11 protein-coding genes are annotated in these 12856 nt (G+C 74.8%); 3 read left to right on the plus strand and 8 right to left on the minus strand.

The window, feature by feature from the left end:
- Nucleotides 1–343: 343 nt before the first annotated feature.
- The 4 genes from egtD to egtA are packed head-to-tail and all read right to left on the minus strand — an operon-like array spanning nucleotide 344 to nucleotide 4819.
- Entirely contained in the window at nucleotides 344–1312 is a 969-nt protein-coding gene (egtD, locus tag RM425_RS05560; RefSeq protein ID WP_311344187.1) for an L-histidine N(alpha)-methyltransferase, read from the minus strand.
- On the minus strand, nucleotides 1309–2013 hold the full coding sequence (gene egtC, locus RM425_RS05565; protein WP_311344188.1) for an ergothioneine biosynthesis protein EgtC: 705 nt from the start codon (nucleotides 2011–2013) through the stop codon (nucleotides 1309–1311). The genes egtD and egtC overlap by 4 nt, the downstream gene beginning before the upstream one ends.
- A 2-nt stretch (nucleotides 2014–2015) precedes the next feature.
- Nucleotides 2016–3311, minus strand: a complete 1296-nt coding sequence (gene egtB, locus RM425_RS05570; protein WP_311344189.1) for an ergothioneine biosynthesis protein EgtB — start codon at nucleotides 3309–3311, stop codon at nucleotides 2016–2018.
- On the minus strand, nucleotides 3308–4819 hold the full coding sequence (gene egtA, locus RM425_RS05575) for an ergothioneine biosynthesis glutamate--cysteine ligase EgtA (RefSeq protein WP_311344190.1): 1512 nt from the start codon (nucleotides 4817–4819) through the stop codon (nucleotides 3308–3310). The genes egtB and egtA overlap by 4 nt, the downstream gene beginning before the upstream one ends.
- A gap of 711 nt (nucleotides 4820–5530) precedes the next feature.
- Between egtA and RM425_RS05580 the strand changes: the two genes are divergently transcribed.
- Together RM425_RS05580 and RM425_RS05585 are read left to right on the plus strand one after the other, a co-directional pair.
- Nucleotides 5531–6355, plus strand: coding sequence for a hypothetical protein (locus RM425_RS05580; protein ID WP_311344191.1), 825 nt, complete (start codon nucleotides 5531–5533; stop codon nucleotides 6353–6355).
- A gap of 114 nt (nucleotides 6356–6469) precedes the next feature.
- The gene (locus RM425_RS05585) at nucleotides 6470–6877 is read left to right on the plus strand and encodes a four-helix bundle copper-binding protein (protein WP_311344192.1); all 408 of its coding nucleotides are present in this window, start codon (nucleotides 6470–6472) and stop codon (nucleotides 6875–6877) included.
- A 90-nt stretch (nucleotides 6878–6967) separates the two neighbouring features.
- On the opposite strand, the gene RM425_RS05590 is transcribed toward RM425_RS05585, so the two are convergent.
- Nucleotides 6968–8587, minus strand: a complete 1620-nt coding sequence (locus tag RM425_RS05590) for a peptide chain release factor 3 (protein ID WP_311344193.1) — start codon at nucleotides 8585–8587, stop codon at nucleotides 6968–6970.
- 158 nt (nucleotides 8588–8745) lie between these two features.
- Between RM425_RS05590 and RM425_RS05595 the strand changes: the two genes are divergently transcribed.
- Nucleotides 8746–9405 carry a class I SAM-dependent methyltransferase gene (locus RM425_RS05595; RefSeq protein ID WP_311344194.1) on the plus strand — a complete coding sequence of 220 codons (660 nt, stop codon included), beginning with the start codon at nucleotides 8746–8748 and terminating at the stop codon, nucleotides 9403–9405.
- Nucleotides 9406–9409: 4 nt separating this feature from the next.
- On the opposite strand, the gene pdxY is transcribed toward RM425_RS05595, so the two are convergent.
- From pdxY to RM425_RS05610, 3 genes are all read right to left on the minus strand, one after another.
- Nucleotides 9410–10261 carry a pyridoxal kinase PdxY gene (gene pdxY, locus RM425_RS05600; protein WP_311344195.1) on the minus strand — a complete coding sequence of 284 codons (852 nt, stop codon included), beginning with the start codon at nucleotides 10259–10261 and terminating at the stop codon, nucleotides 9410–9412.
- A gap of 22 nt (nucleotides 10262–10283) precedes the next feature.
- Entirely contained in the window at nucleotides 10284–11111 is an 828-nt protein-coding gene (locus tag RM425_RS05605) for an IclR family transcriptional regulator domain-containing protein (RefSeq protein ID WP_311344196.1), read from the minus strand.
- A 120-nt stretch (nucleotides 11112–11231) separates the two neighbouring features.
- Nucleotides 11232–12722: an amidohydrolase family protein gene (locus tag RM425_RS05610; protein WP_311344197.1), complete on the minus strand. Its 1491-nt coding sequence runs from the start codon at nucleotides 12720–12722 to the stop codon at nucleotides 11232–11234.
- Nucleotides 12723–12856 lie beyond the last annotated feature (134 nt).

Genomic DNA, 12856 nt, shown 5'->3' on the forward strand with positions numbered 1-12856 from the left:
CGAGATCGACCACCGATTCACCGGTGCGATGCCACGGGCGTGACGGTGTCGCACGGAGGGGCGGGTCTTCGTCTGCTACCCGACGTGGGGCGACGACGTCGGGTCACGGCGGGGAGCTGCGCGCGGGCACCCACCCAGGCCGGCAGCGTGCCCGCCGCGTGGTCGTGCGGGACAGGGCCACGCTCCGGGTCAGCGACCTGCCGGGCCCGGAGACCGGCAGACGGCGGAGATCCAGGTGGCGGCCGAGCGTCCGGTGCGTCGGGAGTGCACCGCCGGCGGGCACAGCGGGTCCGGGATGCACCGCACGCTGGACGTCGCCGACGGGTGACCAGGCCGGCTGCCGTCACGCCGGGGTGGAGAGCGACACCCCGAAGTCGTCGTCGGGGTCGGTCCACCAGTGGGTCAGCCGCAGCCCGGCCGCGGCCAGCTCGGCCTCGATCCCGGCGCGGCGGAATTTCGCCGAGACCTCGGTGCGCATCTCCTCGCCGGCGGCGAAGGGGACCTCGAGGTCCAGCCCCGCCACCCGCACCCGCTGGTCGACGCGTGACCGGAGTCGCATCTCGATCCATTCCTCGTCGGCGTCCCACCGGGCCACATGGTCGAAGAGGTCCAGGTCGAACGTGGCGCCCAGCTCACGGTTGAGCACGGCGAGGACATTCCGGTTGAACGCGGAGGTGAGCCCCGCCGCGTCGTCGTAGGCACGCACGAGCCGGCCGGGGTCCTTGACCAGGTCGGTGCCGAGCAGGAAGGAGTCGCCGGGGTCGAGGGTGGCGGCGAGGTCGCGCAGGAAGGCGGCCCGCGGCCCGGGCTCCAGATTGCCGATGGTCGAGCCCAGGAAGGCCACCATCCGGCGGCCGTCCCGCGGCAGCTCCGCGAGGTGACGCGTGAAGTCGCCGACCACGGCCACCACCTCGATCCCCGGGTACTCGGCGGTGACGGCCTCGCCCGCGCCGCGCAGCACGGTGGGGTCGACGTCGAAGGGCACGAATCGGCGCAACGAGCCGGCATCGCGCAGGGCGGTGAGCAGCAGGCGGGTCTTCTCCGACGTCCCGCTGCCGAGTTCGATCAGCACCTCGGCACCCGATGCCGCGGCGAGCTCGTCCGCCCGCGACGCCAGCACCGCCCGTTCGGCCCGCGTCGGGTAGTACTCGGGCAGCCGGGTGATCTCGTCGAACAGGATGCTGCCGCGCTCGTCGTAGAACCACCGCGGGGGCAGCGACTTCGGCTGCGCGGTCAGTCCGGCGAGCACGTCCGCGCGCAAGGCGGCGGCCGCGTCGGTCAGGCCGAGGTGGTCGGTCAGGGTCAGGGTCACGTCGGCTCCGGTGGGTCGAGGGGGAGGAGCGCGACGCCGTCCGGCGTCACCTCCACGAGATGGCGGTCGGGAACGTCGGACCACGCCGGGTCGTCGTCCCAAGGCTCGCTGGCCAGCGCGGTGCCGGTGGCCGTGACCAGCACCGACAGCGTGTCGCCCCATGTGGTGGCCAGCAGCCGGGCGCCGTCCGCGGCCAGCAGGTTCAACCGGGCGGCCGGATCGCGTCCGGCGACCTCCCGGACGACGTCGCCCAGGGCGTCGAGCCCCCGGTCGAACACCAGGGCGGCGAGCAGGGCGCTGTCGACGGTGGACTCCGCGTCCCGCGCCGCGGGCAGCGCCGCCCGGTCCACCCGGCCGTTGTGCGACACCAGTGCGCGTCCGTCGGTGAACGGCGCCACGGCGCTCTCCTCCAGCGGCATCCCGACGGTGGCCGAGCGCACCGCGGCCACGACGCAGCCCGAGCGCAGCACCGGGGCCATCGACGCGAAGGAAGGGTCGCCCCACATCGGCCGAGGGGACCGCCACCGGACCGGACCGTCGTGTCCCGGAGCCCAGAGACCCACTCCCCATCCATCGGCGTTGATCGTGCCGTGCCGCTGCCGGCGTGGCGCCCACGACTGCACCAGCAACGAGGACGACGGCTCGAGGACCAGTTCGGCCAGGGACCGCGGCTGCCCCAGCCAGGCGAGGTGGCGGCACACGGTCAGGCGTCCCAGGCCAACCGGAAACCGCTGAAGACCTGCCGACGGATCGGGTGATCCCAGTTGCGGAAGCTCGGCCGGATGATGGAGGGGGCCACCGACCAGGCACCGCCGCGCAGCACCCGGTAGTCGCCGCCGAAGAAGGGGGCCGAGTAGTCGGCGTAGAGCATCGGCCGGAAGCCGGGCCACGGGGCGAACGGGGAGGAAGTCCACTCCCAGACGTCCCCGATCAGCTGCTCGACGCCGTACGCCGATGCGCCGGCCGGGTACGCGCCGACCGGCGCCGGGCGCAGCGCCGCCCCGCCCAGGTTGGCCAGGGACTCGACGGGTTCGGCCGCACCCCACGGGAAGCGCCGCCGGTGGCCGGCCGCCGGGTCCCAGACGGCGGCCTTCTCCCACTCCACCTCCGTGGGCAGCCGGGCACCGGCCCAGGCGGCGTAGGCCTCGGCCTCGAAGAAGGTGACGTGCTGCACCGGCTCGTCGGGCGGCAGCTCCTCGACCACCCCGAACCGGGTCCGGGTGCCGTCCGGCCCCCAGAACTGCGGGCGCTCCAGGCCGGCCTCGGTGCGGTGCCGCCAGCCGCGCTTCGACCACCACCGGGGCTGGGCGTACCCGCCGTCGGCGACGAACCGGGCGTACTCGGCGTTGGTCACCGGCACCCGCCCGATGCGGAAGGCCGGGACGTCCACCTGATGCGCCGGCCGCTCGTTGTCCAGCGAGAACGGCTCGTCGGCGGAGTCCACGCCCAGCACGAAGGACCCGCCCGGGACCAGCACCGAGGTCCCGGCCACCCCGGAACGGCCGGGTGGCAGGGACGATCCGGCCCCGAGCAGCGGCGGACCCGTCCGCAGGTTCAGCGCCTGCAGCATCGTCTCGTCGTGCTGCTGCTCATGGCTGACTACCATCGCGAAGTCGAACGGGTCGTCCTCGTCGCCCAGGCAGTCGAGCCGGTCCAGCACCCGGCCGCGCACCTCGGAGCAGAAGCCGCGGGCCTCCACGGGGGGCAGCAGCGGCAGCTTCGCCCGGCCGGCCCGCGGGTGGGTGAACGCGTCGTACAGGGCCTCCACGTCGGCAGGGAGCAGCCCCGCCCGGCGGGGGTCCCCGGAGCGCAGCAGCCATAGGTCCTCCTGCTGGCCGATGTGCGCGAGGTCCCAGACGAGCGGGCTGAGCAGGGAGCTGTGCTGGCGCAGCAGCTCCGGCTCGTCGTGATCGGTGAGCAGCAGGGTGCGGGCGCGGGCGTCGGCCAGGTCGCCGGCCAGGCGGTCGCGCAGGTCCGACGGCGGCAGTTCGTGGGTCATGGGGATGCCTCCGGGAGGTCGATGGCGGCCCGGAGGAGGGCCAGCGGGTCGGCCGAGCCGGCGGCGGCCAGCACGGCGTCGCCGGGGCTGCGTCCCCGCTCGACCAGGGCGAGCAGGGCGGCGACGTCGTCGCGGAGCGCCTGGGGCACCGCGTCGAGCGCGGCGGACAGGCAGCCGACCGCGGCGGTGCGCAGGGCGGCGTCGGCCAGGCCCAGGCAGGCGGCATCGCTCCACCGTCCCGCGACCGGGGCGCTGGCCGCGGCCGCCCGGCAGGCGGCGACAGGGTCGTCCAGGAGCGTCGCGGTCACCGCGGCGAGGGCCGGCCACCACGGCTCCGGGGCGGCGTCCAGGTAGCGGATCTCGAGGTAGCCGCGCGGGCGGACGGGTGGGAACAGGGTGGTCAGGTGGTAGTCGACGTCGTCCTGGGTCGGTCTGCGGCCGCCCAGCGGGACGATGCCGGCCACCCACTCGCCGAGGGAGGTCCGCGTGCGCACCGGCTCGGCGCGCCCAGTGACCGGATCGCGCACGAGCATCACCGGGGCGGCCAGCGCATAGGCGGCCCACTCGCCGGCCGGGTCCTCGCCGGTGAGCACTGGTCCGCAGCGGGCCTGGTCCAGGTCGCCCCAGATCTGCTGCCGGGAGGACCGCCAGCCCGTCGGGCGACCGGCGGCCACGGGTGAGCAGGCCGAGACCGCGACCAGGACCGGACCCAGCTGGTGGGCCAGGGCGACCCGGGCCGCCCAGCCGTCGGCCGGCCCCGCGTCCAGGTTCACCTGCAGCGACGCGGTGCCGGTCATCATGCTCAGCCCGGCACCCGAGCAGCCGGCGGCGGCGAAGTGCTCCTGCATCGCGGCGTAGCGGTGTGCGGGGCTCAACCGGTGCGGAGAGCGCAACGGATCGCTGCCCAGGAGCGCCAGTTCGAGGCCGTCGGCCGCCAGGGCGCCGGCGAGGACCGCGCGGTCGGCGCGCAGCGCCGACACCGCCGCGGCCACGCCCTCGGCCGGCGGGCCGGAGAGCTCGACCTGCCCACCCGGTTCCAGCGTGATCCGGCTGCCGCCGGGCAGCGGCCCCACCCCGGCCAGGGCGTCCGTGACGCGGTCCCACGGGGCGCGCCTCCCGGGATCGGCCCGCTCGACGAGGAGCGCTTCGAGCTCCAGGCCGACCCGGCCGGTCCCGCCGGGACGCAGAGCCTCCCGTGTGATCCGTTCGGCCACCTGCTCGGTGTCGAGGGCGACCTCCGGCGCGGCGGGTACGGACGTCAGGTCGTCCACCCCCTCCAGGTCCGGACCGGTCGACGTCGACCGCGGGTCGGTGCGGGGGCGACTGGGCAGCCGCCGTCCACGTGCGCGGTCCATCCTGCCGACCGGCGCGCATTCGGCAAGTCGGGGCACCCGCCGACCCGACGCGGCGCGCATCGACCGCACGGGCAGGCCGTCGAGGAGGCGGAGGACGACGCCGGCCGCGAGGCCCAGCGCGAGGCTGCCGGAGGCGGCCAGCACCGCGGCCACCGCGGCGTACGGCTCCTATCCGGCTCCTCGCCCTCGTCGGGACGCCGGAAGGCCGGGGCGGTTGAGCGGAGGTACTCGACGGTTCCCGCCCAGGGCGGCATCCCCAGGCCCGGTTCCAGCGGCCTCGCCACGGGGATCTCAGCGTCCAGCATCCGTGCCGGGATGGCGGAGCGGTCGACGTCTTCGAGCAGGAACAGCCGGTGGTCCACCCGAACCGCGTCGTCCAGGGCCAGGCTGCTCCTCGCCGCGAGGAAGGGTGCAGCCGCGGGGCGGGACCGGGCGCGCATCACGTCGGTGCAGACGACGCGCGTGCCGGGGGCGACGGTGATCGGTGCTGCTACGAGGAGTCCTCTCGAGCGGGGCACCGGCGTGCTCGAAGGCGCAGGACGCGACGCCGTCCCGGCGCCTACTTCGGCGGACGCGGCTCCACTCGTGTCGCCGGGTTCGTTGCGCCGCGTCCCGGACTCCTTGTGCCTGTTCGGGCAGGCAGATCTCGTCGCCCTCCGTCACGCGCACCTTCTCGGTGGAGTGCGCGCAGTAGAGGTTCACGACCTCCTGCGCCCTCTCCGCCCGCCTGCGCCGCCACGACGCACGCACGCCCGTCGTCGGTGGGGCGGGCCCTACGTCGGCGGAGCCGCGAGGACCCGTGTGTGTCCGGGCGCGGATACGGCCACCACCCCGGCTCCGCAGCACGCTGGGAGACTGGAGCGCGTGTTCGACGTCGACTGGATGGGGCTGCTGGTCCGCGAGGTCCTGCGGGAGCGCACCCCCGCGCTGATCGCCGAGGCGTGCGCCTGGGCGGTGGGGCTGTCCGACCGGCCCTACCTGCGCCGGCGCGGCGGGATGCCCCAGGCCGGCGGGCCCACGCTGGGCGAGCGTGCCGCGGGCGGTCTGCCGCTGAGCAGCGAGGACGGCGGCCGGCTGGACCTCGGCGACGCCGTGCCGGGCAGCTTCCAGGACGCGCTCAACGCGCTGGCCGCCGACGGCGGCGTGCACGCCGAGCGCTTCGACGACGAGGTGCTGATGCCCTTCGTCCACGACACGTGCCTCGCCGCGGCGGACCGCGCCCGCGCCGACCGCCCGGTGGCGTGGGCGGAGCTGGCCGACGACGTCGGCGAGGACGGCGCCGACCTGGCCGCCGTCGTGCGGGCGGGGGAGTGGGAGCCGCCGCTGCGGATCGACGCCGAGCAGCTGGTCCTGGCCGCGCTCGGAGCGTTGCCGCTGCTGGAGGTGGAGACCGAGGGGCTGCCGCTGTCGCTGGTGCGGGCGGCCGAGTCGGCCACGCGGGCCGCCGCCCCCACCGCCCCGCCGCGGACGGCGCCCGACGACGGTCTCGCCGGCGCCCTCTTCCTGGCCCGCGCGGCCTTCGAGGAGTCCGGCTGCACCGTCCCCGTGCCCCCGGCGGAGGCCGACCTCCTGCTGGCCGCGCTCGCCGGGACGGGCCTGGAGCCCGAGGAGGTGCCCGCCGTCCTGCCGCACCTCCCGGTGGAGGAGGCGACGATCGCGCGGATCGAGGCGACGCTGAGGGCGGACTGAGCGCCGTCACCGGAGCGTCATGTTCCGGGGCGGCCGGTCGCCGGGTACGGCTCCGATGGCGCGAGCCCTCGGCGCACGGACCGTCGCCGGGCCGGATCGATCCAGGAGGAACACATGACCGTCGCTGCACAGATGCTGGCCACCTACCCCAAGGACCTCGGCGGCGTGGACCGCGATGCCCTGACCGCGTGCATCGAGGCGTGCGTGGAGTGCGCCCAGGCCTGCACCGCCTGCGCCGACGCCTGCCTCAGCGAGGACATGGTGGCCGAGCTGCAGAAGTGCATCCGCACCAACCTCGACTGCGCGGACGTCTGCGAGGCCACCGGCCGGGTGCTGTCCCGCCACACCGGCTACGACGCCAACCTCACCCGCGCGGTGCTGGAGGCCTGCGCCGCCGCGTGCAAGGCCTGCGGCGACGAGTGCGCGTCCCACGCGGAGATGCACGAGCACTGCCGCGTCTGCGCCGAGGCCTGCCGCCGCTGCGAGGAGGCGTGCCGCACGCTGATCGCCGGCCTGGGCTGAGGTCGCGCCGCGCCGGTCGCCGCTGGGTGCGTCAAGGCTCTGTCGTCCAGATCCCGTCGTCGTCCAGATCCCGTCGTCAGGGCCCCTTCGTCAGAGCTGGGCGGCGACCAGCGGCTCGAGCAGCAGCACGGGCTTGTTCTGCTGCAGCACCCGCAGCCCCCACTTGTCGGGGAAGACCGCGAGCAGCTCGCCGTCGCCGCGGCGCAGGATCTCTGCGTTGCGGGCGGCGGCGAGGATGCCCGGGGCGGACGCCTCGTCGGTGCGCAGCGCCAGGCTGTAGGGCAGGCGGTCCAGGTCGACGGGCGCCCCGAACTCGTGCTCCATCCGGTGCGTGGCCACCTCGAACTGCATCGGCCCGACCACGGCGAGCACTGGCGCGCCGTCGCCCCGGCGGTCGGACGTCAGCACCTGCACCACGCCCTCGCTGTCGAGCTGCGCAATGCCCTTGCGGAACTGCTTGTGCTTGGCGGCGTCGCGGCCGCGGCAGACGGCGAAGTGCTCCGGGGCGAAGGTGGTCAGCGGCGGGAACTGCACCGGCCGGTCGGCGTACAGGGTGTCGCCGACCCCGAGCGCGTTGGCGTTGACCAGGCCGACGACGTCGCCGGGGTAGGCGACGTCGATGCTCTCCCGGTCCCGGCCGAACACGTGTTGGGCGTACTTCGTCGCGAACGGGCGGCCCGTTCGGGCGTGCGTGACGACCATGCCGCGCTCGAACACACCCGAGCAGATGCGGATGAAGGCCAGCCGGTCGCGGTGCGCGGTGTCCATCCCGGCCTGCACCTTGAACACGAAGGCGCTGAACGGATCGGTGAGCTCGCGGACCGCGCCCTCGGCGGTGGGCATGCCGGACGGGGCGGGCGCGAGGTCGACGAGGGTGTCCAGCAGGGCGCCGACGCCGAAGTTGGACACCGCCGAGGCGAACAGCACCGGGGTGGTGACGCCGTCGAGGAACAGCGACTGCTCGTGGTCCTGACCGCTGGCCCCGAGCAGCTCCGCCTCCTCGACGGCCTGCTGCCACGCCTCGCCCTCGCGGGCCAGCGCGGCGTCGGCCGACAGGGTCTCCTCGGGCGCGATCGTCGCTCCACCCGCAGTACGCGTGAAGCGGCGGTAGCTGCCGTCCGAGCGGTCCAGCACGCCGCGGAAGTCACCGGCGATGCCCACCGGCCAGGTCAGCGGCGTCGGCGTCAGGCCGGTGCGCTCGCTGATCTCGTCCATCAGCTCCAGGGCGTCCTTGCCCGGCCGGTCCCACTTGTTGATGACGGTCAGCACCGGGATGCCGCGGTGCCGGCAGACGGCGAAGAGCTTCATCGTCTGCGCCTCGAGGCCCTTGGCGGCGTCGACGAGCATCACCGCGGCGTCCACGGCGGTCAGGACCCGGTAGGTGTCCTCGGAGAAGTCGGCGTGACCGGGGGTGTCGAGCAGGTTGACGACCGCGTCGCGGTACTCGAACTGCAGCGCCGCCGAGGTGATCGAGATGCCGCGCTGCTTCTCGATGTCCATCCAGTCCGACACCGTGCCGCGCCGGCCGGCCTTGCCGTGCACCGCACCGGCCTGGCCGATCACCCGGGCGTGCAGGGCCAGCGCCTCCGTGAGCGTGGACTTGCCGGCATCGGGGTGGCTGATGACGGCGAAGGTGCGCCGTCGCCCGGCCTGGTCGACGGCGTCCCGCGGGCTCCGGCCGCCGCCCGGCCGCTCCTCGACCACGCTCATCGGAGCGTCGTCCGGGCAGCGAGGGTCACGGCGCGTTCGACTGGGGGCACGTCTGCACAGTATCCGCGCCCGGCACGGGTCCCGGCTGCGTCGTCGGTCACGGGCGGCCCCCCGAGGGGGTCGTTGCCCTGGGGCGAGGGGGCGGCCAGGGTGGGCGCATGACCCAGGACGCGGCGGACGGCCCGGCCGTGGACCACCCCCTGTTCGCCCGGCTGTGGGCGCGGATGGCCCCGGCGATCGAGCGGAGCGGCGCGGCGCAGCACCGGGACCGGCTGCTGACCGGGATCGGCGGACGGGTGGTCGAGCCGGGCGCGGGAACGGGCGCGAACTTCGCGCACTACCCGCCGGAGGTGACCGAGGTGCTGGCCGTGGAGCCCGAGCGGCACCTGCGTGGGGTCGCGGCGCAGGCCGCCCGGACCGCACGCGTGCCCGTGACCGTCGTCGACGGGACCGCCGAGGACATCCCCGCCGGCGACGGCACCTTCGACGCCGCCGTCGTCTCGCTCGTCCTGTGCAGCGTGCCCGACCAGGCCGCGGCGCTCCGCGAGCTGCGGCGGGTGCTCCGCCCCGGCGGGCGGCTGTACTTCTGGGAGCACGTGCGGGCCGAGCGCCGCGGGTCCGCGCGGGTGCAGGACCTGCTCGACCGGACGGTGTGGCCGACGGTCGGCGGTGGTTGCCACACCGGCCGCGACACGGCCGCGGAGATCGCCGCGGCCGGCTTCACGATCGAGCGCGTGGAGCGCTTCCGCTTCCCCGACGGCCGGGTGCCGATGCCCACCGCACCGCAGGTGCTGGGCACGGCGCTGCGGAGACCGTGACGCCTCAGACCTCTTCGACGGCGAAGAGGCGGCTGGGCGAGACGTACTCGTCCTGGGCGGCCACCAGCAGGATCTCCCGCGAGCCCTCGGCCTCGGTGCGCGCGAGCAGCCCGAACACCGACGCCGCGGCCGCCCCGAGCGCGTCGGCGGGCGAGCCGGTCCGGAGGAGGTGGGCGAGGAAGAGCGCGGCGATGGCGTCCCCGGCGCCGTTGACCGACAGGCCCAGCTTCGGGGTGCGCACCCGGTAGTGCCGCCCGCCCTCGGACGCCAGGAGGTCCACGGCGTCGTCCGGGGTGTCCTCGGCGTCCAGCGAGGTGGTGAGCACCACCCGCGGCCCGAGCGCCTGCACGGCGGCCACGGCGTCCTTGACCGAGTCCAGCGAGCGGGTCGTCGTCCCGGCCAGCAGGTCCAGCTCGTAGTGGTTGGGGGTGACGACGTCGGCGGCCGGCACGGCGACCTCCCGCATCAGCTCCTCGATGCCGGGCCGGACGAAGACGCCGCGGCCGACGTCGCCGATGACCGGGTCGCAGCAGTACAGGGCGTCGGGGTTGGCCGCGCGCACGCGGGAGACGGTCTGCACGACCGCGTGCCCGATGTCGGCCGAGCCGAGGTACCCCGAGAGCACCGCATCGCAGGCAGGCAGGACCCCGCGGTCGGCGATGCCGTCGACGACCTCCTCGACCGCCAGGCCGTCGAAGACCCGACCGGTCCACTTCCCGTAGCCGGTGTGGTTGGAGAACTGGACCGTGTGCACCGGCCACACCTCCACGCCCAGGCGCTGGAGGGGGAACACCGCGGCCGCGTTGCCCACGTGCCCGTAGGCGACGTGCGACTGGATGGAGAGGACGTTCAGCACAGGGGAGAACGTAGACGCCGGCTCAGGCGCTGGCCGATCCGCTGTCGGGGCGGGGCAGCTCGACGTGCGGCCGCGACTGCCACAGTGCCCACTCCGCGCTGACGTCGCCGGCGGTGCGCTGCAGCAGCGGCAGGTGCTCCTGCAGGAGCCGCTCGGTGCTGGTCTCCGCGGCGTGCACGGTCACGTTCATCGCGGCCCGCACCGTGCCGGTGCCGTCGCGCACCGGGACCGCCACCGAGCGGACCCCGGGAGCCAGCTCCTCGTCGGCCAGCGCCCAGCCGCGGGCGCGCACCTCGGTCAGCTCGTCGCGCAGCCGATCCGGGCTGCGCCCGATGAAGGGCGGCAGGCCGGCCCGGCTGGCCTCGGCGAGGGTCACCACCAGCTCGTCGGGGGAGAGGGCCGCCAGGAGGACCTTGCCCTGCGACGTCTGGACGGCGGGGAACCGCGTCCCCACCTCGACCCGCAGCGTGATGATCTTCGGGACCGACACCCGGGCCACGTAGACGATGTCCGAGCCGTCCAGCTGCGCCATCGACGACGACTCGCCGGTGCGCGCCACGAGTGACTCCAGGTGCGGCCGGGCGATGTCCCAGAGCCCCAGCGCGCTGACGTAGGCCATGCCGAGGGTGAGCACCTTGGGGGTGAGCGCGAAGGCCCCGGCGGTGGTCCGCACGTAGCCCAGCTCCTCGAGGGTGAGGAGCAGCCGCCGCGCGGTGGGCCGCGCCAGCCCGGCGGCGCCCGCCACCTCGGAGAGCGTCATCGTGGGGGTGTCCCGGTCGAAGCAGGCCAGGACGTCCAGTCCCCGGGCGAGCGCCTCCACGAAGTCGGGCCCGGTACCGCGGCCTGCCATGTCGGTCCTTCCGTCGTGCCTCGTTCCGACGCCGATCGCGCGATCGGCATCGCTTCCCGCAGGGAAGTCTGCGAGATCGCGCGATCCCGGCGCTGCCTGCCCTCCTCCGGAGGGGGTGGCTCAGCGCTCGGTCGCCAGGTGCTCCTCGAAGACCTCCTCGCGAGCGGCCCGCGTGCTGTCGGACTTGTACTCGGTGTACTGGTAGGGGTTGTCCAGCATCTGGGCGTCGGGCAGGTCGGGGTTCATGCCCTGCGCCCACGTCTCCTCCCCGAGGGAGGAGCGCAGGTGCTCCACGCTCGACTCGACCTCGCGGCGCACGGCGGCCAGGTCCACGCCGACCAGCTTGTGCGCGTGCTTCACGACCCGGCCGTCGACCAGGACGGTGTGCACGTCACCGCGCTGCGCCTGGAAGGCCACGTGGCCGAAGGGGTTGAGCACGGGGAAGGACACCGGGGAGTCGTCGTTGCGCAGCAGGACGACGTCGGCCTTCCTGCCCGGCTGCAGCGAGCCGAGGTCGTCGCGGCCGAGGGCCGTCGCACCGCCGCGGGTGGCCCACTGCACGACGTCGCGGGCCCGCAGTGCGACGTGGGTGACCGTCTCGCCGGTCAGGTGGGCCTCGAAGTGCTCGCGGGAGCGGTCGGCACCCAGCGTGGTGCGCATCGCGGAGAACAGATCGGCGCTCCACCAGACGCTGGTGTCCATCGACAGCGACACGGGGATGCCGTGCCGGCGGACCTGCCAGGTGGGTGGGTAGCCCTGCCCGGCGCTCTGCTCGGACTCGGTGGACACCGAGATCGACCCGCCGGTGGCCGCGATCCGGTGGTAGGAGTCGGGGGTGAGCGTCGCGGCGTGCACGTACACGGTCTCGGGGGTCATGAAGCCGTGCTCGTGCATCAGCCGGATGCCGTCGTCGTTGGTGGCGCCCCAGACGCCGGCGTGCGTCGTGACCGGGAGGCCCAGCTCGCGGGCCACCTCGAACGCGGCCTGCTCGGGGAACGCCGGATCGCCGGTGACGTCGAAGGCCAGCTGGAGGCCGAGCATGTCGTCGGCGGCGTCGCGGTGGCGCTCGAGGAAGGCGCGGACGGCCGGGTCGGCGGTCCACTCCCAGGGCGCGGCCTGGATGTTGCCGTAGGCCAGCACGAAGCGGCCGGGCACCGAGCGCAGCGCCTCGACGGCGGCCTCGGCGTGGTCGACGCTCTGCAGGCCGTGCGACCAGTCGACGGTGGTGGTGACGCCGGCCTCGAGGGCCTCCAGCGCGGCCAGCCGGTTGCCGGCGGCGACGTCCTGGGGGCGGAACGTGCGGCCGTGCTCCAGGTAGTACCAGACGAAGTACTGCGTGAGGGTCCAGTCGGCGCCGTAGCCGCGCATCGCGGTCTGCCACATGTGCCGGTGGGTGTCGATCATCCCCGGCATGACGATCCCGCCGCGGGCGTCGATCTCCTGAGTGCCCTCGGGCACCTCGAGGGCCGGGCCGACGGCGGCGATGCGGTCGCCGACGACGAGCACGTCGGCGCCCTCCAGCACGGTGCAGGTGTCGTCCATCGTCAGCACGGTGCCGTTCCGCAGGACCACCGGGCGGCCGGCCTCCGGCGTGGGCTCGGGGTTGCTCATGGTCTCCTCCTCGTCAGGGCCACACCGACGGACACTCGTCCGCGCAACGGACACTCGGTGCGTTGCGGGTCACAGTGGACCCGGGGGGACCACCTGTCAACCGATCCCCGAACGGCGTGTGAGACGCCTCCACA

The organism is Blastococcus goldschmidtiae (genome assembly GCF_031845325.1).
Classification (GTDB): Bacteria; Actinomycetota; Actinomycetes; order Mycobacteriales; family Geodermatophilaceae; genus Blastococcus; species Blastococcus goldschmidtiae.